Annotated in this window: 14 protein-coding genes and 1 pseudogene; 4 read left to right on the top strand and 11 right to left on the bottom strand. The window is 61.1% G+C overall.

The features are described 5' to 3' along the window. Positions 1-104 precede the first annotated feature (104 nt). Together IMCC21224_RS18335 and IMCC21224_RS18330 are read right to left on the bottom strand one after the other, a co-directional pair. Complete coding sequence (locus IMCC21224_RS18335) at positions 105-1,376, bottom strand: acetylornithine deacetylase/succinyl-diaminopimelate desuccinylase family protein (protein WP_047997260.1); 1,272 nt, start codon at positions 1,374-1,376, stop codon at positions 105-107. A 74-nt stretch (positions 1,377-1,450) separates the two neighbouring features. Then, positions 1,451-2,428 carry a DUF2125 domain-containing protein gene (locus IMCC21224_RS18330; RefSeq protein ID WP_047996578.1) on the bottom strand — a complete coding sequence of 326 codons (978 nt, stop codon included), beginning with the start codon at positions 2,426-2,428 and terminating at the stop codon, positions 1,451-1,453. Positions 2,429-2,494: 66 nt separating this feature from the next. On the opposite strand from IMCC21224_RS18330, the gene IMCC21224_RS18325 reads away from it, so the two are divergent. The 3 genes from IMCC21224_RS18325 (at position 2,495) to IMCC21224_RS18315 (ending at position 6,512) form a co-directional block, all read left to right on the top strand. After that, a complete protein-coding gene (locus IMCC21224_RS18325) occupies positions 2,495-3,025 on the top strand; it encodes a gamma-glutamylcyclotransferase (protein ID WP_047996577.1) in 531 nt (176 codons plus the stop codon). Between the two features lie 79 nt (positions 3,026-3,104). After that, complete coding sequence (locus IMCC21224_RS18320) at positions 3,105-4,331, top strand: biopolymer transporter ExbB (RefSeq protein WP_047996576.1); 1,227 nt, start codon at positions 3,105-3,107, stop codon at positions 4,329-4,331. Positions 4,332-4,334: 3 nt separating this feature from the next. Beyond that, complete coding sequence (locus tag IMCC21224_RS18315; protein ID WP_047996575.1) at positions 4,335-6,512, top strand: peptidoglycan -binding protein; 2,178 nt, start codon at positions 4,335-4,337, stop codon at positions 6,510-6,512. 346 nt (positions 6,513-6,858) lie between these two features. On the opposite strand, the gene metG is transcribed toward IMCC21224_RS18315, so the two are convergent. The 9 genes and pseudogenes from metG to IMCC21224_RS18260 form a co-directional block, all read right to left on the bottom strand. Continuing rightward, on the bottom strand, positions 6,859-8,577 hold the full coding sequence (gene metG / locus IMCC21224_RS18310; protein ID WP_047996574.1) for a methionine--tRNA ligase: 1,719 nt from the start codon (positions 8,575-8,577) through the stop codon (positions 6,859-6,861). 162 nt (positions 8,578-8,739) lie between these two features. Beyond that, positions 8,740-10,416, bottom strand: coding sequence for a calcium-binding protein (locus tag IMCC21224_RS26660; RefSeq protein WP_053079037.1), 1,677 nt, complete (start codon positions 10,414-10,416; stop codon positions 8,740-8,742). Positions 10,417-10,487: 71 nt separating this feature from the next. Then, positions 10,488-11,717 (bottom strand): MFS transporter, encoded by a 1,230-nt coding sequence (locus IMCC21224_RS18300; RefSeq protein ID WP_047996573.1) that lies wholly within the window; start codon positions 11,715-11,717, stop codon positions 10,488-10,490. Between the two features lie 366 nt (positions 11,718-12,083). Then, entirely contained in the window at positions 12,084-13,508 is a 1,425-nt protein-coding gene (locus tag IMCC21224_RS18290) for an aspartate kinase (RefSeq protein WP_047996571.1), read from the bottom strand. Further along, positions 13,509-13,904 carry an ectoine synthase gene (locus tag IMCC21224_RS18285; protein WP_047996570.1) on the bottom strand — a complete coding sequence of 132 codons (396 nt, stop codon included), beginning with the start codon at positions 13,902-13,904 and terminating at the stop codon, positions 13,509-13,511. Positions 13,905-13,909: 5 nt separating this feature from the next. Beyond that, positions 13,910-15,202: a diaminobutyrate--2-oxoglutarate transaminase gene (gene ectB, locus IMCC21224_RS18280; RefSeq protein ID WP_047996569.1), complete on the bottom strand. Its 1,293-nt coding sequence runs from the start codon at positions 15,200-15,202 to the stop codon at positions 13,910-13,912. Positions 15,203-15,248: 46 nt separating this feature from the next. After that, on the bottom strand, positions 15,249-15,782 hold the full coding sequence (ectA, locus tag IMCC21224_RS18275) for a diaminobutyrate acetyltransferase (protein WP_047996568.1): 534 nt from the start codon (positions 15,780-15,782) through the stop codon (positions 15,249-15,251). A gap of 277 nt (positions 15,783-16,059) precedes the next feature. Further along, positions 16,060-16,923, bottom strand: a pseudogene (locus IMCC21224_RS27255) (transposase); the annotation flags it as partial. 306 nt (positions 16,924-17,229) lie between these two features. Beyond that, the gene (locus IMCC21224_RS18260; RefSeq protein WP_047996566.1) at positions 17,230-17,946 is read right to left on the bottom strand and encodes a GntR family transcriptional regulator; all 717 of its coding nucleotides are present in this window, start codon (positions 17,944-17,946) and stop codon (positions 17,230-17,232) included. Positions 17,947-18,058: 112 nt separating this feature from the next. Between IMCC21224_RS18260 and IMCC21224_RS18255 the strand changes: the two genes are divergently transcribed. Continuing rightward, positions 18,059-20,176 carry a TRAP transporter permease gene (locus IMCC21224_RS18255; RefSeq protein ID WP_047996565.1) on the top strand — a complete coding sequence of 706 codons (2,118 nt, stop codon included), beginning with the start codon at positions 18,059-18,061 and terminating at the stop codon, positions 20,174-20,176. The last annotated feature ends 16 nt before the right edge of the window (positions 20,177-20,192 follow it).

The raw sequence follows: 20,192 nt of genomic DNA, 5'->3' as shown, positions 1-20,192 counted from the left end.
AAACAGAGCTGCGTATTTGGAAAGAAGAGAAGTGTGGGCGAAGCGCGCCTTGGACTTCTTCTCTTTCTAAATACGCAAAAGCGACATTTGCAACCGGCGCGGCGTCAGGTGAGGAGCAGTGCCTCAAGACTGCATGCCATGACACAGGCGCTGTCGAGCATGTCGACAATGCCGATCCACTCATCCGGTTGGTGGGCCAGTTCCAATTCGCCCGGACCATAGGCGATACAATTCTTGAGGCGTCCGATGCGGTCGATATGTTTCTGGTCGTAGCTGCCCGGCGACGCGACATAGGTTGTGTCCTGCCCCAGCGTATCGCGGATCGCTGCGGCGACGGTGGTGACGATTGGTGCGGATTTGTCGGTCATCGACGGCAGCACGCGGTTTAGTTCGCGCAGGGAATAGTCAAAGTCCGGACGCCGGGACTTGAGGTCATCAAGCAGGGCAATCACTTCGCCCGACACGGTGTCGATAGGCTCTTCGACCAGAAAGCGGCGGTCGATGGTGATGCGACAGCTGTCCGGAACGCAATGGGCTGGCAGGCCGTCGTAGCCAGGCGGGTTCTCGGGCTGACCGCCGTGGATCGCGTTGATGTTCATGGTCGAGGCGCGCGCACCGTTCGGCACCACAGGCATGGCGGTATGGCGTGCGGCCATCGCTGGATAGAGCGTATCTTCGAATGCTTGCAGCACTGCCCCCATATGGCGCACCGCACAATCCCCCAGAAACGGCATTGAGCCGTGGGCGATACGCCCCTTTGTCTCGATCTCGGCCCACCAGCCGCCGCGATGGCCAAGGCAAATTCGGCCCTTGCCCAGTGGTTCGGGGATGATCACGTGTTGGACACGCGCCGGATCAAACCAGCCATGTTCAGCCAGATAGGCGACACCGCCGTAGCCGCCCGATTCCTCGTCCGCGGTGCCGGATATCTCGATTGCGCCTGCATGGTTCGGGTATTCTTCGATGAACGCTTCGGCGGCGATGATCGCGGCGGCGAGGCCACCTTTCATGTCGCAGGCGCCACGGCCGTAGATGCGGTCGCCTTCGACCGTGGCTGCGAACGGATCGCGGGACCAGCCATTGCCGACCTCAACCACATCGGTGTGGCCATTGAAATGCACGCACGGACCGGGGCGGGGGCCATCGCGCCGCGCTATGATGTTCCAACGCGGGAATTGATCGCTATCGCCCGGGGTGCCGTGGGCGCGGATCAGGGTGCAGTCAAAGCGCGGCGCGAGCCGCTGTTTCAGCAGGTCGCAGATCGCGTCGTAATGCGCACCAGGCGGGTTCAGCGTCGGAACGCAGATCAGGGCCTGGGTCAGGGCGATCAGATCGTCCCGTTTGTCCTGGATGCGGTTTCTAAGGGCGTCGGACATGAGCATGCTCCCGGAGTCAGCGCAGTGTTTCCGGGATCGGCGGGGGTTTCAAGCGCCCGACGCGTGGCTCTGCTTTAGGGCAGGCGGATTCGCGGTGCCTGACCCAGCGGTATCAGTCCCAGCGACATTTGCCCGTCTTTCAGGGTCAGCGGCAGGTCCAGTGTCTTTGCATTGCCGCTCAGGCCGGCCATCAGCGACAGGCCTTGCTCTAGTGTGGAGGCAAGGCTGTCGGAAATCGGGCCGCCGTCGCGGGCAAGGTCCAGCAGGTCGCGCCAGTTCACCGCCTTAAAGGTCAGCTTGCCGGTCATCGCGCCCTGATCGTCCAATTCAACCTTGCCGGCGAGCTTGACCTCAAGCGTGCCGACCCGGTATTCGACCAGAGTAAGGTCGATCCGGGTCGGTTGCGGTCGGGATGCCGGCAGCGATCCGCTGATCCAGGGGCGGTCAAAGGTCACAATGGCGTTGGCCCGCAGCACATCCAGATTGTCGCCGGTCAGCGGCGCGAGCGCGGATTGCGAACGCGCCACGGCGTCGGTGACAAGCGACAAGCGGTAGGTATTTTGCCGGTCTTCGATAACATGGAGCGCGGCGTTAAGGCCGGCAACCGCCACAGCACCGGAAGCGCTGGAGATGTTGAGTGTCTGCGCCTCGGCATTTACGCGCAGCAGGATGTCGTCACTGTCGCGAACCATGCTGGCCCGCAGTCCGTCGCCGCTGATGCCATAGCTTTCACCGTCCAGCGTCAGGGTCTGGCTTTCGGGCCAGACCGCAATCAGGTGGTCAGGTGTGTAGCTGAGTTGCAGGATCTGAAAGAATGGTGCCTGCCACAGCGTATCGCGCTGTGGATCCCCCAAAGTGAGGCCGCTGAGCGTGGTGTCGAGCCGGTTGGGAAACCCGCGCACCACCAGATCGTCATAGGTTGCCTGCCATCCCGCATCTCTGCGTGCGTCGAACCATGCAATCGTTTCGCCGCGCAGGGCGTGAGCCGCCCAAAACCACCACAGGGACCAGCCGAGCCCTGCGAGAATGATCGCAATTGCAAGCCGTTTCATCGTGTGGGCCCTTTTGATACCTGTCCGGATGGTGTTTACAGCGATCAGGAACGAAGGACCAGAATGATGACGCTTTGGGTATTCGGATATGGATCGCTGCTGTGGAACCCCGGCTTTGGGGTGGCCGAGCAGGTCGCGGCACGACTGCCGCGATATTCACGCAGTTTCTGCATGCGTTCGATCCACCATCGCGGCACTGTGGCTGTTCCGGGCCTTGTACTGGCGCTGGATGAGGCACCGGATGCGTTCTGCGACGGGCTTGCGCTGCGCGTGATCGAGGGGACCGAGGCGCAGACGCTGGACTATCTGCGCGAACGCGAATTGATCTCATCGGCCTATCTGGAGCGGATATTGGACATAGAACTATCGGACAAACGCACTGTGCAGGCGGTGACCTATGTGATTGACGCGGACCATGTGCAGTACTGTGGTGGCCTGCCGCTCGAAGAGCAGGCGCAGATCATAGCAAATGCCGCGGGTGGGCGCGGGCCGAATGCTGAATATCTGTTCAATACGGCCCGTCATCTGACCGAGTTGGGCATTCCGGATGCAGAACTGCAATGGTTGACTGGTCGCGTCGAGGCGTTGCGCGCTTAACCGCTTGGCTTGACTTTGGATAGGCTCTAGGGTCGGGCCTGAAAAACCGTGTAATTCCAGTGTCAGGAGCGGTCCCCATATGGATCAGCCAGGCCGCAAGGGCGAGCCGCATTTTAGTCAACCCGTCCGTCAGGTCCTGCTCATGGTGGCGGTTCTGGTGCTGTGTTCCGTGGGCGCTGTGGTGGCGCTGCCGCGGGTGCTGCCGGTGTTCGAAGCGAACCCCTATCTGAACGGCTTTATCTTTTTTGTGTTCCTGTTGGGCGTGATTGCCTGTTTCTGGCAGGTCGTGCAGATGATCATCTCGGTCCGCTGGATCGAGAGCTTTGTTCAGGAGCGAGAGGCCGGAGCCAAGGCACCGCCGCTGCTGGCACCGCTGGCGACGCTACTACGCACACGTGGCAAGCGGATGCAGATCACCACCACCTCGACCCGGTCGATCCTGGATTCCGTGGCTGAACGCATTGACGAGGCGCGCGAGATTACGCGCTATATCGTCAGTCTGTTGATTTTCCTTGGCCTTCTGGGGACGTTTTATGGCCTGGCCACCACCGTGCCAGCGCTGGTGGATACCATACGCAGCCTTGCGCCGCAGGATGGCGAATCCGGGACCGAGGTCTTCTCACGATTGATGGAGGGATTGCAGGACCAGTTGGGCGGTATGGGGGTGGCCTTTGCCTCATCTTTGCTGGGCCTGACCGGATCGCTGATCGTCGGGTTGCTGGAACTGTTCGCGGGGCATGGCCAGAACCGGTTCTACCGCGAGCTTGAGGAATGGCTCAGCTCGATCACCCGGCTTGGATTTTCCAGTGGGGAGGGTGAGGGTTCCGGCGAAATGGGTGCGACCGGCGTGGCGCTGGACGCGATGGCTGACCAGATGGAAACGCTGCAACTGATCTTTGCCCGTGGCGAAGAGGGCCGCGTCGAGATCGAGGGGCGGCTGGGGCAACTCGCTGATGCGGTCGAGCGGATGACCGAGCGGCTTGAGGCGACGGCGCCCAGTTCCACTGCGCTGGCACGGATCGCTGATGGGCAAGAGCGGTTGATCGACGTGCTGTCGCGCAAAGAGGCTTCTGAGGGGCTGGACGCGGAAAGCCGGATGCGCTTGCGGTCGATCGACGTGCAGATGTTGCGTATCCTCGAAGAAATGAGCGCGGGGCGACAGGAAAGCATGGCCGAGTTGCGCACTGACCTGACGGCTCTGAGCCGGGTCATGGGTCAGGTGGGGCGTCAGGCGACGGGCGCACCACTGTCGCCAAACCCGCGCCCGGGTCGGCCCAAGGTCGTAAAGCCCGGCGGAGAGGGCTAAGCCATGGCGTTGTCCCGGCGCGGCAGCGGGCGTGTCCCGGCCTCGATCTGGCCGGGATTCGTGGACGCAATGACCGGCCTGCTGCTGGTGCTGATGTTCGTGCTGACCATTTTTATGGTGGTGCAGTTTGTCCTGCGCGAGACGATCAGCGGCCAAGAAACCGAGCTGAACTCTCTGTCGTCCGAGATTTCGGCGCTGGCACAGGCGCTGGGGCTACAGCAGCGGCGCAATCAGGCGTTGGAAACCCGGTTGGGGGCGCTGACCGCGACGTTGGATGACAGTGCGCAGCGGCTGGCCGAACAGCAATCCATCATTTCGTCCCTGACGGCGACCCGCGACCGTCAGGCGGCGGCACTTGACGCGGCGGATGCCCGCATCGCGTCGTTTGAGGATCAGGTCGCGGGCCTTTTGATCGACCGCGACACGGCGCGTGCGCAGGTGGCGGATCTTGAGACAGCGCAGTCAGAATTACTGAGTGAGCAGGACGCGCTGAGCCTTGCGCTGGCGTCGGCGCGGCAAGAGGTCGATGCCCAGGCCGAAGCGGCGCGTCTGGCCGCAGCTCGGCGCGAGGCGATGGAGGCGCTGGTTGCGGATCTGCGCGTCCGCAATGCGGACGTCACCGATCAGGTCGGGACACTGAGCGCACGGGTCGATGATCTGGCCGCAGCGCTTTCTGATGAAGAGGCGCAACGGCTGGCCGAGGCCGAAGCAGCAGCGGCGCTGCGTGCGCGGTTGGAAACGGCCGATACCGAACTCACGGTTATGACCATGGCGCTCGAGGAACAGCGCGCCCGCGCCGAAGAGACGCTGACCCTGCTGGCGGCGTCACGTTCGGCCGAAGAGGATCTGAATGCCCGACTGGCGGCCGCGCTGCTAGAGGGTCGGGAGCAGGCGCAGGAGTTGCGCACACGACTCGACGCGGTGGCGGCGCAGCTAGACGCCGCTGAGGTGGCGCAGAGCGACAGCGCCGGTGTGATTGCCGGGCTGGAGCAGGATCTGAGCACAGAGCGACGGGCGCGGGCTGACGCCGAACAGGCGCTGAGCGAGGCGCAGGGCGTACGAACGGAACTGAGCAGTCTTCAGGCGCAACTGACCGCCGCGCTTGTCCGAATCCAAGAGACCGAGGCGCTGCGCGCGCAGAACGAGTCTCTGACAACGCAGCTAGAGGACGGTCAGTCGTCTGCGGCCAGCCAGCGGGCACTGATCGATGATCTGCGCGCGCGTTTGGTGCGGGCCGAATCGATTGCGGCCGAACAGGGGGATGACCAGCAGTCGTTGGAGGAACGGCTGGCCGCGGCGCTGGCGGCGCGAATGGCGGCTGAAGCCTCAGTTGCTGAGACACGTGAACGGCTGACGGCGGCTTTGGCCGCACAGGAGGCGGCGCAGAGCCGCGCTGCCGATGCGCTGACCCAGGCTGAAACCCGTGCGGCGCTGTTGCAGGCGGCGCAGACCGAACTTGGCGAAGAGAACGCCCGCGCCAGCGAGGCACAAAAGCAAACCGAATTGCTGAACCAGCAGGTTGCGGCATTGCGCCAGCAATTGTCTGCGCTTCGGGGGTTGCTGAACGAGGCGCGCGCCAGCGATGCCGAGTCGCAGGTGCAGGTGCAGAACCTTGGTTCAGAACTGAACACCGCGCTGGCCCGGGTCGCGGCGGAAGAGCGGCGGCGTCGACAACTGGAAGAAGCGGAACGCAAGCGTCTTGAGGCGCAGACGCAGGATCTTGAGCGCTACCGGTCGGAATTCTTTGGTCGTCTGCGCGACGTTCTGGGGGCGCAGGATGGTGTGCGGATCGAGGGCGACCGATTCGTGTTTTCATCCGAAGTGCTATTCCAGCCGGGATCTGCATCGCTGTCCAGAGCCGGTCAGGGTGAAGTGGCCAAGGTCGCCGGGATTTTGCGGTCGGTGGCGGATGACATCCCAGCGGGCATTGATTGGGTTATCCGGGTGGATGGGCATACCGACAACGTGCCGCTTTCGGGCTTTGGCGAATTCGCCGACAATTGGGAGCTGAGTCAGGCGCGCGCGCTGTCCGTTGTGCGCTACATGATTGACTTTCTGGGGATTCCGCCGAACCGGCTGGCGGCCAACGGTTTTGGCCAATACCAGCCGGTGAACCCTGCAGATACGGATGAGGCGCGGGCGCAGAACAGGCGAATTGAGCTGAAGTTTACCGAAAAGTAGTGTCATCTACCGGCGCCGCGCGGGCGGACAGGGTTGAATTTTGCGTATTTGAGAAGAGAAGAAGTTGGAAGGGGTGCCTTGATTTGGGCGAAACGCCCTGCTTTCCATCGAATGGATCAAAGTTTTTGGCGGCGTCCAGGTTGCTGCTGTGGTGGGCATAAGCGACCGATGGTGTTGGTTGGGGGTATAGGTTTCGGTCACGCCGGGACAATGTCACCGACGAGATCCCGTTTCGGTAGATGGGGGTGCGTCCCGAGCCGGTTGCAAGCGACATTCACCAGCCGGGATTCATTCAAAAGAACCAGGCGATGCCGCGTGGCACCGGCCTGAAAGATCGGCCGACGTCCTAGCTTCGGATGCCTGAAAAGCGTGCTTGCCAGTCAGTCCGTTCTTCGTCGGTGATTTTGCGGAAGGTCACTTCGGGTACCGTAAAGGCATGGCCAGCGGGCAGGGCTGTCAGGGCGGTGGCGATATCGTCGGGCCAATCGTCCTGCGTTGCGTCAAGTGCCGCCAGAAGTTCGGCGCTGGCATTGGGGATGAACGGCGACGACAGAATGGCATAAAGACGGATCAAGTTCAGACCCAATCTGGTCTGCATCTCGGCCTGCGCCGGGTCGGTCTTGATCGTGGTCCAGGGGGCGACGTCCTGAAGGTATTCGTTGCCCAGCACCCAAATCGCGCGCAGCGTGCCCGCGGCCTTGCGCACCTCGATCGCGTCCATCTGCGTCTGATATTCGGTCAGGCGGGTCTGCAAGTCGTTGATCAGGGTTGCTTCGCGGTCGGTCATGCTGCCGCCGGCGGGCACGGCTTCGCTGAATTTTGAGCGGCAGAATTTCGTCACGCGCGAGGCAAAGTTACCCAGTACATCGGCCAGATCTTTGTTCACCGAGGTCTGGAAGTTATCCCATGTAAATTCTGAATCGGCGGATTCCGGGGCGTGAGACAGCAGCCACCAGCGCCAGTAATCGGCTGGCAGGATCGACAGCGCCTGATCCATGAACACGCCGCGACCCTGCGACGTCGAGAACTGGCCGCCATCGTAATTCAGGTAGTTGAACGACTTGATGTAGTCGACCAGTTTCCAGTCCTCGGCCGCGCCCATGATCGTTGCCGGAAAACTAAGGGTGTGAAACGGCACGTTGTCCTTGCCCATGAATTGGGTATAGCGCACATCTGCCGCGCCGCGATCCGTGCGCCACCAGCGTTCCCAGTCGGCATCAGGCGCGCCCGCCGCGTCGGTCCATTCCTTGGCGCAGGCGATGTATTCGATGGGGGCGTCGAACCAGACGTAAAACACCTTGCCTTCCATGCCCGGCCAGTCCTCGGTGCCCTTGCGCACGGGAATACCCCAGTCGAGGTCCCGGGTGATGCCACGGTCGCGCAACCCGTCGCCATCGTTCAGCCATTTGCGCGCGATTGACGTGGTGAGGATCGGCCAGTCCCCCTTGCTGTCGATCCAGGCGTTGAGCCTGTCGCGCATCTGAGATTGGCGCAGGAATAGGTGTTTGGTCTCGCGCACCTCAAGGTCGGTGGACCCCGAGATTGCAGAGCGTGGGTCAATCAGGTCGGTCGGGTCGAGCTGCTTGGTGCAGTTTTCGCATTGATCTCCCCGCGCCTTGTCGTAGCCGCAGTTGGGGCAGGTGCCCTCAATATAACGGTCGGGAAGAAAGCGTTTGTCGGCATGGCTGTAGACCTGTTTTTCGCTGACTTCGCGGATCAGATCCGCATCGGCAAGCCGACCGGCGAAATGCTGTGTCAGCGTGTGGTTCTGCGGCGACGAGGACCGGCCGAAATGGTCAAAGCTGAGGCCAAACCCCTTGGCGATTTCGGCCTGGACGGCGTGCATTTCGGCGCAGTACTCAGCCACCGGTTTGCCGACCTTGGCGGCGGCGAGTTCGGCCGGGGTGCCGTGTTCATCGGTGGCGCAGAGAAACAGCACCTCGTTGCCGCGGGCACGCTGGTAGCGGGCAAACAGGTCGGCGGGCAGTTGGCTGCCGACCAGATTGCCGAGATGTTTGATTCCATTGATATAGGGAATCGCAGAAGTGATGAGGTGGCGCGCCATGATATCGTCCCCGTGGGGTTGTTTTCCAGTGCTTTAGCCGATGTTGCGCGGCGTTGCCAGTGGTAGGGTGACGCCCTTTGTACCCGGACATTGACGCCTTGGCGCAGGACGATGCCCGCGCCACAGCGACCAGAGCCGCAAGATGGACCCAGGTAGAGCTGTTCAGACGAACAGGAAGTCGGTGATTGTGATGTCGTCCGCCATATATCCCTGAAGTAGGATGGTATGGCCAGCATAGCTGATGGAGGCCATAGCAACGCCATCCGTCACCGTGTCTGTGACACTGATCGCGGAGAGCCGGTCATCGTCGGTCAGGCCGGGAACGCCGGTCAGGGAAATGCGATCCTCGAATTTGGTGAAATCGGTGATGATGTCGGTTTCCCCGTTGGTCAGGCGGGCGAACACAAAGACGTCGAAACCATCGCCCCCGGTCATGAGGTCATCACCGAAACCGCCGTTCAGCGTGTCATCCATAAGCCCGCCAAAGAGCGTGTCGTTGCCGCGCCCACCGTTAAGGTCATCGTTGCCGCGTGCCGTCGAATCGCCTTCGTCATCCCCCATGAGGATATCGTCGCCAATACCGGCGAACAGGGTATCGTCGCCAAGGCTGCCGATCAGCGTGTCATTGCCCGCACCGCCGCCCATAAGATCATCGCCGAACTGCCCCCGAAGCATGTCATCACCCGGCCCGCCGGCCAGTTCGTCGTCATCATGGAAGCCAAATATGGTGTCATTGCCGGGCCCGCCACTAAGCGAGTCGTTGCCGGTGTCGCCCAGAACCCGATCATTGCCCTGGCCCGCGCGAAGTTCATCATTTCCGAAGCCACCGCGCAAGGTATCGTCGCCCGGCCCGCCGCCGATCACGTCATCGCCCTTGCCGCCCTGAAGGGAATCGTTTCCTGCCGCCCCGGCCAGCATGTCGTTGCCATCCCCGCCATCAATGGTGTCGTCGCCGCCACGTCCGGGGATCGAATCATCGCCGGACAGCCCTGCGATCAGATCGGCCTGATCGGTGCCTTCGATCCGGTCGTCTGTGATATAGCCGACAATGGTGCTCGGTACGATCGGTGATCCGGTGGCCACGACCCGGATCACGGCCCCGGTGGCGATGTCATGGTCGGTGATCAGGCTAAACCGGTTGTCATAGAACAAAGAGGTGGTGTCGTAGAAATAAGACCGCAGGCGCAACACTTGGACCCCATCAAGGACGACAGGCGTGACCACATAGGGGGCGGCGCGCAGTCCAAGGTCAGTCTGATGAACCTCACCCGTGGTTGCATCGACGCGGGCATAGCCGAGCGGCAGAGCGTCAAATTCGCCCGATGACGAAGTTCCGTAAAACAGTGCCAGGTCACCGCCAAACGTCCCCGGCAGACCAGTGTCAGGCAGGATCTGCGCGAGGGTTGCGGCGAGAAAGCCCGGCGGATTGTCGAGCACCGGGTTCAGCGCGACTGCAGGGCTGACTGCCGTCAAGTCGGCATCGAAATGCTGGACCACGTACTCGACCGCCTTGGTGCGGTCAAAATAATCAAGGTCATCCTCGACAAGATAGCGGTAGGCGCGTGCAAATATCACCCAAAAACCGCCCACCCCATCCGCCGTCAGGCGAATACTGCTTTCGGGGGTGTTCAGATATTGGCCGACGAGATTGTCAAAAACATATGCCGGGGTGCCGTCGGTGGGTGAGAGGGCGAGTTGCGTCGGCACACTTGCCAGATCATAGGGCAGGCTGGTGTCGGCGATCTGAGTGCCGAACTGGCTCAGCGACAGTGAAATCAACTGCTGACCGGCAAGGATCCGTGCGGTGACGATGCCAGAGCCAATTGTCAGGTCGGTCATGGGGCTGTTCCCGGAGCAAATGAGGCTGCGGTCAGCCTAGCATGGAGGGTTAGGCCGGACCATCCTCAATATTAGTCGTCACGCCCGTCACGGCTGCGCCCCAGCAACCGGCCGATCAGAAACGACGTGCGCGGGGCATAGACATAAGGGGTTCGCTCGGCAACGGCGGGGCGGGCCCGCATCCGCACAAGACCGAACACCACAAGCCCGGCATGTCCGACCGAGATCAGCAGAAACAGCGCCGGCGGTCCGTAGGCGTTCATCAGCAGCGACGCGCCATAGGGTGCGGCGATGGCCCCAACGGCGTACCAGAACATCAGCGCCGCAGACAGTTCCACCCGCTCAGTACTGGAGGCAAAATCATGCGCGTGAGCCGCCGCGACCGAATAGATCGGAAAGGTCGTGACGCCAAAGATCAGCGCCATGATCATGATGCCGGTGGTTGAGAGATCGGTCAGCATGGCTGTTGCGGTACAGCTGAGGATTGCGGCCGCAGACAGCCAGATCAGCACGTTGCGGCGATCAAACTTGTCCGCCAGCCAGCCGACAGGGTATTGCGAGACAGCACCACCCAGAACAAAGGCGGCGAGGAACCAACCGATCTGATCGCCGCTTAGTCCGACGCCCTGACCATAGATCGGCCCGACCATGCGGAACGAAGCGGATGAGAGCGCCGCGACGATGACGCCCGCAACCGCCAGTGGTGAGCGGTCCCAGGCCAGACGCGGGCGCAAACGTGGTGCCTGCGGTGTGTCGGGTTGGCGCGAAGTGGTCAGCGTCATCGGCAGCAATGCGGCACAACAGAGCAACGCCAGCAGGTTGTAGCTGACGTAATGGGCCGGTTCCAAAACGCCGATCAATAACTGCGCCACCAGCGATGCCCCCATGTCAGCCACGCGGTAGCTGCCCATCGTTCGCCCACGGGTTTCGTTTGTGACTTCGGCCTGAAGCCATGCTTCGATCACTGTGTAGCAGCCCGCGACGCAAAGGCCCGACGCCACACGCATCAGCGCCCAGGCATAGGGATCAAGCACCAGCATATGTGCCAGCAGACCGATGGCGCCCGACGCTGTGAACGCAGCAAAGGCGCGGGCATGCCCGACCGACCCCATAAGGCGCGGCGCAAACCAGCATCCGACAAAGAAGCCCAGAAAGTGGGCCGATCCGAGCATCCCAATTTCGGCCGTGCTAAAGCCGAGCGCGAACCCCGACAGTGCATCAAGTGGACCGACCCCGCCAGACGACAGTTGCAGCAGAATAACTGACAGAAAGAGAGCAACAAAGGACAAGGGCAGGCGCATGTATGCCGTTAGGTCACGAGATCCAGATCTTGTCGAGGGAGGATGCGACAAGGAAGGTGTTTTTCGCTAGCTTGTTTCTGTTTGTTAGTGCTGAACACAGAACGTGCGACGCCCCGAATGTTTGGCAAAAGCCTATTGCAAAAGCAGTTCTGAAAAACCTGCCGGATTCGGTGGAGGGATTCTAGCGCTGTCCGTGGCCGGGTCTGCGTCCGCCTGTGCGAGAGGAACGCGGCCCGTCAGGAGTTTGAATCAGGGGGCATCTGATAACGGAAAAAAGGGCGGCGTGTCCGCCGCCCTCAGATCGCTTTCCGTACGCTAACTCATCCGATATGAGGCACCTGCCGCAGTATCGACTTAGGATGGCAGCTAAGCGGCCCGCGACAAGCACGCTGGGGCGCGCTCAATCAATTCAGCATGCAACGCTTTGATCGTTGGCACGAGTGACTCGCGGTTGACAACAAATTGCACATCCACATTTCGCGGGCCCTGGCTCGCTCCGATGGCTTCGTGTCCGGCGTCGGCAATGGCGCGCAATCCGCGCGACAACACCGACAACCCTGCCAGATCGCGACCGATAACCGACACCATCGACATGGTGCGCGTGGAAATTTCCGCCGCAGGATAAAGCCGCGCGATGTCCTTTTCGACCCGCCGCATCGCTTTTAGCGAGGTATCAAGGTAATGCGTTATGGTGTTGGCGTTAGACACTTTCGAAACGATCCGCACGTTGTGGCGCGTCAGAACGTCGAGGATTGCGGAATCGTACCCCTTTACCCCAACCATATCCTGCTCGAACACTTCCAGGGTCACAATGTCGAGGCCGGTGACGATCTCGGCTGCCGGCTCTTCTGCGCGCTGGTCGTCAATCAGCGTTCCGGGATCGCCCGGCTCGAATGCATTTGTGACCCGCAGCGGCACGTCCGCCTGCCTGAGCGTCTTGGCCGCTTTTGGATGGATGGCCTCCATCCCCATGTTTGAAAGCTGGTCAGCCACGTCATAGTTGGTCCGGCCCAGCTTTTTAACTGCCGCTTGGCCGACCAGTTTCGGATCGCACGAGGACAGGTGAAATTCCTTGTGAATAATCGCTTCAGATGCACCTGTAAGTGCAGCAAGACGAGAGAACGTCACCTCGGAATAGCCACGGTCATATTCGCCCATCAGACCTTCCTGACATTGGGCATAGCCTGTGACGATGGGCATTTCCGTCTGCGGGTTGACGTCCTCGAACGCTTGCAGAATCCGTTCGTCAAGAGACAGGACATCTTCGTCGCGCCAGCCTGAAAGATCGACAAATCGGGCATTCAGGCCGCTGCGCTGCAGCAGCAGAGTGGTGACGAAGGCGGAATGCGCCTCGCCCAGGCCGGACAGCAACTCGCGCGTGTGGCCCATGTGCTCGGACAGGCGAAAATGGCCGTAAGAACACAGGCGTTGCAAGTCTATCAGGCAATTGCGGGCGCCATCCACACGCTCGTCGACAAAGGCGTCGGCCTGCCGGATGTCGCCACGATGCCCAAGAATGTCCGCGTGCGCAGATTTCATTGCCTGCGCGACGCGATCGAGTTTGTCGTGCCAGCTGTGATTGGAGTCGTCATTGGAAAAGAGCGCGTAGACGCCGGGCTCACCGGACTTCTTGTGTTCCAGAAGCAGGTTGGTGATCCCGGCGAACGCGGACACGATGAACACACGCCCGTACAGGTCGTTTTCCTGCCGTTCGCCAATGAACAGCGTATCGCGCAACTCATTGATGCGGGACATTGATGTCCCGCCGATCTTTTCGACTGTGTGGGTCAATCAGACCTCCTCGGGTGCCGCGTAGGAGCCGTCTTCGCGGTGGACCTCGGTGCCGGTGACGGGCGGGTTAAAGCAACATGCCATAACCAGTTCCTCGTCGGCGCGCAGGGTGTGGCGGTCGTGCTTGTCCAGCGCATACATCACGCCTGGCACGATCTTGTGGGTTTCCCCGGTGGCCAGATCGGTGATCGACCCGGTGCCCTGCATGCAATAGACGCTTTCAAAGTGGTTCTTGTATTCGAACGTGTGTTCGGACCCTGCCTTAAGAAAGGTGATGTGGAACGAAAATCCCATCTTGTCATCGGCCAGCAGCAACCGCGCACTTGTCCACTGAGCATCCGAGACCACGCGGTCACGTTCTTTGTCGAGGATCTTGTTCAAATCTCTTACGATCATGTCCGTTACTCCGCCGCAATCGTTGCCGGTTGGCTGAGCGCGTCACGCGTAGCATCAAGCAGGATATTGAACCCCTTGCGAAGGGTATTCTTTGGCGTCGTCAGTGGCGCCAGTACCTTGACCACCTGATCCTCGTTGCCCGAGGTTTCGATCACCAGCCCTTTTTCATAAGCACGGGCGCAGATATCAGAGGCAAGCTCGCCCGAGCCGACATCGACGCCCTGCATCAGGCCGCGACCCTTGAGTGTCGCACCGGGTACCATGGCGGCCAGTTCTGCCAGGGCATCGTGGATCAAGCCAGATTTTTCGGCCAGCTCCTTTTGGAAACGGTCATCGGACCAGAATTTTTCGATCGCCACCCTGGCAGTTACAAAGGCATGGGTGTTGCCGCGGAAGGTGCCGTTATGCTCGGCCGGGCCAAGCACGTCATGTTCCGGGCGCACCAGCAGCATTGCCATCGGCAAGCCAAAACCCGAAAGCGATTTGGCCATGGTCACGATATCCGGTTTCACGCCCATTTCCTCGAACGAGAAGAAAGTACCGCAGCGACCGCAACCGGCCTGGATGTCGTCGATGATCAAAAGCGCGCCGTGCGTTTTCGCCAGTTCAGCGATCCGCCGGACCCATTCCGGGCTAGCCACGTTCAGGCCGCCTTCGCCTTGTAGCGTCTCAAGGATAATCGCGGCGGGTGCGTCGATGCCGCTCGACTTGTCGTCCAGCATCGCTTCGAGAAAGTCGGCGGTGTCGGTTGATCCGGCGAAATACCCGTCATAGGGCATCCGCGTGACGCCCCCCAATGCCATACCCGCGCCACCGCGGTGATAGCCGTTGCCGGTCGCGGCCAGCGCGCCCGTCGTCACACCATGAAATCCGTTGGTGAAGGCGATGATATTTGTACGTCCGGTCACACGGCGGGCGATTTTCATCGCCGCCTCGACGGCATTGGCCCCCGTTGGCCCGGTGAACATCACCTTGTGGTCCATGTCGCGCGGCGCGAGGATATGCTGTTCGAACGCAGCGAGGAAATCCGCTTTGGTTTCGGTGTGCAGGTCAAGCCCGTGGGCAATTCCGTCGCCGGAAATATGCGCGATCAGCGCCGCCTTCATATCCGGGTCGTTGTGGCCGTAGTTCAACGAAGAACAGCCGGCCAGGAAATCGATCCATGTCCGACCGTTTTTATCGGTCAGCTCGGAACCGCTGGCAGTGGCAAAGATCGCGGGCATGCCGCGGCAATAGGAACGTGCTTCGCTCTCACGGCGGTCAAAGATCGCGCGGGGTTCGCTCATGTCCTTGTGCATGAAACATCCTTTCAGGGATAAAATTTGTGTTGGAATCAGGCCGGGATCAGGCTGCGCGCACCAATGCATAGGTCTCGGGCAGCGCAATCGTCACCATGTGTTCGGTGTCATGACGACCTTCGAAATGCGCCTCGCGCTCGAAATACGGCTTGTCATTCAACGCGCCACCGATGGCGCGGGCAAAGCCGCGAAAGAGCGCCCAGGAGGCGTCATTGTCTTTGGTGATCGTCGTTTTGAGCCGGGTCGCGTCATCACAGGCATCGCGTTCGATCAGCTCGATCAGCATCTTCTTGCCCAGACCTAAGCCGCGCGCCTTGGGGCTGACCGCGACCTGCCAGACGAACAGTTCGTTGCGGTCGGGAATCATATGGCCGGAAATCCAGCCCACGACCTCGTCGTTCATTTCGGCCACCACGCAGGTTTCGCGAAAATGATCGGCCTGGACCAGATTGCAATAGATCGAATTTTCGTCGAGCGGCTTGCAGGCTTTCACCAGCTCCCAGATTGCGGCCCCGTCCGTCGCGTCAGGTTTGCGCAGGCGGGGCATGCGGGTTCGGGTGGTGTCACTGTCTTTCGGCATAGGTTCTCAACTCTTTTTGCTTCGATTGACTAAGTAAGTTAAAGTCTGTGAAATTTCAACCATCAATGCTACAGCGCATGAACGGCGGCTTGGTTCCGCCTTTAGGTAAATTTAGTGAAAATTTTGCTAAGTTAGGCTAAGAAATAAAGCCGGGCTGATTTGACAGCGCTGAACGTAATCCGTCGACGTTGAACAACACCTACGCGGCGATTTGCAGTGCTATTGATCGGACGGTGAAGGCGTTGATCGCGCGCGGCGCCCGTGACAGGCCCTCGAACAACAGGACCAAAAGGGCCCTCAGGCGGGCCAGGATCTTGCGGATGTTGTGCCCGCAGCCGCACAGGACAGCGAAGAGCGCATCGCCCTTGGTCCCTTTGAGAGGGCAGCGCGCGAGGCGGCCATCGGTCTTCATGTGGCCGATCTCCGGCTCGATCGCACTGCGCCTTCGGAGCTGCGCTTTCAGCCCATCCGTCAGCCCGCGACGCATTCCGGAGATCAACACAGGTTGTTCCGACACCGTGTCCACGGTAGCCGCGGTCCACGACGGCGAGGTCCGGGCGGCGAGGTCCTTTGCCAGCGCGACCAACTTCACCCGCGCCTTCTCGTAGAGCCGGGCGTCCATTGCCCGGCAGGCGCATCCGCAGGATGCTGCCGGGAGGGGGTTGGATACGCGATATTCTTTTCCATCACGGTGGTGTCGACGGAGACGCGCGCCAGGCTGTCGTCGTCGATGATACCGACAGACCGGCCCGCTTGAATCGTTTTGGTCAGCAGCCACTCCGCGCCCTCTTCGCCGATGCGATCACGCCAGCGGCTGAGCGAGGACGGATGAATCGGCGGCTGATGCTGGAAGAACGTCTCGCCTGTGAAATGCTGGACATACGGGGAGTCCACCCAGCGGGCGATCACGGCCTCGTCCGAGAGCCGATAGGCATGCTGCAGATACATGAGGCGCCACCAACCGTGGCGGCGTCGCAGGCCGCCCTGTCGCCGACGGGAAGAAACCAGCCCACTCCCGTTCGAAGACCTCCCAGTCGATCAAGTCTGCCAGCTTTACAAGCTCGTGGCGCATGTCGATCATGTCGACCAATCGGGGGCGGAGGAGATCATCCTGTTCCTCAGGACGCGAGCGGTGCTTCATGGCAGGATCCAAACTGCAGCCTGTTCAATTGGATTCTACGGATTCCTGCAGTTCGAAGCCGGAAAAATATCCGATTTATCTCGGTGATTCAGCTACATGGCAGTTGTTCAAGCCGAACTAAACAAGTGGGAACTTTGCCGCCTGAAGGTCGACGTGACCGTCCATCGCATTCAACACGGCAAGGCGGGCATGCAGATACGTGATTGGTGGGGGAGCTTCATGTTGGTCTTAGAGGCATGGTTGGACCCTTGGTTCAGCGGATCCGGCAGATGGGCCGCTCTCGAAGGCCGGAGTCGCTGCTCTGCGTTATCGGTGAAGGGACATGTGGTATTCGAACCTGTCCGCAGGATGCTGACTTAGGCTGACGTAGATCAGCCGCCCCGCTGAACAATATTGGCGGCGGATCTCGAGCGCCAGTTCGTTCGGGGCGGTACGCAGCAGGTCGCATAGTTCGGGGTCCAGTACGCGCGGCCGGATGACTTGGCGTACCTCGTCGACGACCCGTCCGTAGCGGCTGGCGATCCGGGTCGCGATCAGTTCCGAGTAGTCGCCGATATCGTGGATGACGTCCGACAGTTCGATGTCCACGTAATTTTCGGTGAAACAGATTGGTAAGGCTTCGGTCTTTATATCCGACCGCAGTGTACGGACCCGAAACCATCGGCTGCCTGCCTGAACGCCGAGGCGCTTTGCAAGGTCCAGGTCGAGTGTCACCTCGTCGATATCGAGCAACGTGCGGTGGGTGGCCGCTCCGAAATGTGCCAATTCCTCGATTGAGGTGGTCGAGGGGTTGTAGCTTCCGGGCTGGACAGCCGCGATTCGAGTCCCCACACCCTTATGCCGCGTCACCAGCCCCAGTTGTACCAGCCGTCCGAGGGCGGCACGGACGGTGGCGCGGGAAAGTCCGCGTTCCTCGGCCATCTCCATTTCCGGCGGTAGTAACGATCCAAGCGGATAACGGCCCGCGCCGATGTCGCGTACCAGTTCATCGGCGAGGACGGAATAGATCGGTTGACGAGACATTGAAGCTCCTTACCCCGAGACTTGACTCAATTCCAGACCCATAGTATGTCCGGACAAGTTAGTATGTCCGGACATGTATTGTCGAGACATGCGAAGAGGGAGGGAAAGGTCGATGGCCGAGCAAAAATCGGTGCGGACAGATACTGTCGTCGATAGCGCCTCAAAGGATGCCGAAAGCTTCGACTTCGGTTCGAAGGTCCGGGATCTCCTCGGCTGGCAGGCAGCCATGGTGACGGCGCTGTGCGTACTCTATTCGGTCTTTCACCTTGTCGTCCTGAACTTCGTCCAGCTTGATGCCTGGGTGTTTCGTGTCCTGCACGTAAACATCGCGGCCGTCATCGCATTCGCACTTTATGCGCCTTTCGGCAAAGGCGGAGAAAGGGTGCCGGCCTTTGATTTCCTGCTCTCGGGTCTGGCGATTTTTGCGTCGTTCTATATCTGGTGGAACCTCGACGAACTGATCGTCCGCACCGGGGTCTTGCCGACCACGGGAGACGTGGCGGCGGCCCTCGCCGGAATTATCGTGATCATAGAGTTCACTCGGCGAACGGCGGGACTGGCCTTGCCGGTGCTGGCGGGCATTTTCATCGTCTACGGCTTTGTGGGGCCATGGCTGCCGGGTGTTCTGTATCACCGGGGATTCGGCGTCGATGAATTCTCAACCTTCGTCTATTCGATGGAGGGGGTATTCGGGATCGCCACCGCGGCGGCGGCGAAGTACATCGTGCTTTTCGTCCTGTTCGCGGCTTTCCTCCAGGTCTCGAAGGTAGGTGACTTTTTCATGAACCTGGCCTTCGCCTGTTTCGGGCGCATGCGGGGCGGGCCGGCGAAGGTATCGCTGTTCGGTTCGATCCTGTTCGGCATGATCTCGGGCAGCGGCGTGGCGAACGTGGTTGCGTCGGGGACCTTCACCATCCCCGTCATGAAGCGCGTCGGATACAAACCCACGAGTGCGGGCGGGATCGAAGCTGCAGCATCTACCGGGGGGCAACTGACGCCACCGATCATGGGTGCGGGCGCGTTCATCATGGCCGAGATCACTGGCATTCCCTATACCGAGATCATCGTGGCGGCTTTGATCCCCTGCCTGCTCTATTACTTCGCGGTCTACATCCAAATCGACCTCGAGGCGCGCAAGGAGGGGATCGAGGGCTTGCCGAGCTCAGAACTGCCCGAGCTGAGGCCGATGGCCAAGGACGCTTTCATGCTAGCGCCGCTCGCCTTGCTGATCATCTTCCTGTTCGCCGGGTTCTCGATCATTTCCGCCGGATCCTGGGGGATCGCTATCGCGGTTCTCGTGATGCTGCAGCAACGCATCGGGCTGGACAGCCGGCTGCTGGCGGTGCCGGTCGCCACGGTGCTCATCACCATCCTGGCGGCGCCGTATCTGTCCGCGAACACCCATGGCAGCATCGCGATGGGGGCGGGGTGCGTGGCGCTGGCCGGGGCGGCCCTGGCCGCGCGCGTTAAGGGTTTCACCGGCGCGATGCGCGGAACCGTGAGCGACATCCTCGAGGCTTTCAGCATCGGCGCGCGGCAATGTCTGCAACTGGCCGCCGTCTGCGCATGCGCCGGGATCGTCGTTGGCGTCATCGGACTGACTGGCCTCGGTGGACGGTTCTCGGCCATGCTTCTCGGTGTTGCGGGGCAGAGCGAATTCCTAGCCCTTATCTTTGCCATGGTGATCTCGCTCATCTTGGGCATGGGCATGCCGACCACCGCGGCCTATGCCATCGCGGCATCCGTGGTCGCCCCGTCCCTGCAGCGGATCGGGCTGGACGTCCTGCCCGTGCATCTATTCATCTTTTACTATGCGGTGATTTCGACCATCACGCCCCCGATTGCCCTCTCGGCATTCGCGGGCGCCGCACTGGCGGGGGGGGATCCCTGGAAGACGTCCTTCAAGGCAGTGAAATACGGGCTGGCCGCCTTCATCGTGCCGTTCCTCTTCATCCACAACCAAGGGGTCCTGATGGAGGGGTCCGTCTGGGAAATCGCGCGCACGACAGCCACTGCCGCACTGGGCGTGTGGGCGCTTGCCACCGCCAGCGGCGGCTGGTTCGCTGGCGCTTTGGGTCCGCTCTGGCGCATCGGCTTCGGCGTGACCTCGCTGCTGCTTATCGCCGGCGATATCTACACCGACCTCGCGGGTGTCGCCATCGGCGCGGCGCTCATCGCTCTCAGGCTGGTCCAGACGGGCCGGACGGGGCGCGGGATCAAGACTGTTTGAAATCCAAAGGGAGGCT

The sequence above is a fragment of the Puniceibacterium sp. IMCC21224 genome (assembly GCF_001038505.1).
GTDB lineage: Bacteria > Pseudomonadota > Alphaproteobacteria > Rhodobacterales > Rhodobacteraceae > Puniceibacterium.
This window is presented reverse-complemented; position numbering and strand designations above follow the sequence as displayed.

What these genes read in the sequence shown, in the direction of transcription:
- IMCC21224_RS18315 (WP_047996575.1), top strand. Translation starts at nt 4,335, where the DNA reads ATGGCGTTGTCCCGGCGCGGCAGCGGGCGTGTCCCGGCCTCGATCTGG.
- IMCC21224_RS18320 (WP_047996576.1), top strand. Translation starts at nt 3,105, where the DNA reads ATGGATCAGCCAGGCCGCAAGGGCGAGCCGCATTTTAGTCAACCCGTC.
- IMCC21224_RS18325 (WP_047996577.1), top strand. Translation starts at nt 2,495, where the DNA reads ATGACGCTTTGGGTATTCGGATATGGATCGCTGCTGTGGAACCCCGGC.
- IMCC21224_RS18255 (WP_047996565.1), top strand. Translation starts at nt 18,059, where the DNA reads ATGGCCGAGCAAAAATCGGTGCGGACAGATACTGTCGTCGATAGCGCC.
- IMCC21224_RS18260 (WP_047996566.1), bottom strand. Translation starts at nt 17,946, where the DNA reads ATGTCTCGTCAACCGATCTATTCCGTCCTCGCCGATGAACTGGTACGC.
- IMCC21224_RS18330 (WP_047996578.1), bottom strand. Translation starts at nt 2,428, where the DNA reads ATGAAACGGCTTGCAATTGCGATCATTCTCGCAGGGCTCGGCTGGTCC.
- IMCC21224_RS18300 (WP_047996573.1), bottom strand. Translation starts at nt 11,717, where the DNA reads ATGCGCCTGCCCTTGTCCTTTGTTGCTCTCTTTCTGTCAGTTATTCTG.
- metG (WP_047996574.1), bottom strand. Translation starts at nt 8,577, where the DNA reads ATGGCGCGCCACCTCATCACTTCTGCGATTCCCTATATCAATGGAATC.
- ectA (WP_047996568.1), bottom strand. Translation starts at nt 15,782, where the DNA reads ATGCCGAAAGACAGTGACACCACCCGAACCCGCATGCCCCGCCTGCGC.
- IMCC21224_RS18285 (WP_047996570.1), bottom strand. Translation starts at nt 13,904, where the DNA reads ATGATCGTAAGAGATTTGAACAAGATCCTCGACAAAGAACGTGACCGC.
- IMCC21224_RS26660 (WP_053079037.1), bottom strand. Translation starts at nt 10,416, where the DNA reads ATGACCGACCTGACAATTGGCTCTGGCATCGTCACCGCACGGATCCTT.
- IMCC21224_RS18335 (WP_047997260.1), bottom strand. Translation starts at nt 1,376, where the DNA reads ATGTCCGACGCCCTTAGAAACCGCATCCAGGACAAACGGGACGATCTG.
- ectB (WP_047996569.1), bottom strand. Translation starts at nt 15,202, where the DNA reads ATGCACAAGGACATGAGCGAACCCCGCGCGATCTTTGACCGCCGTGAG.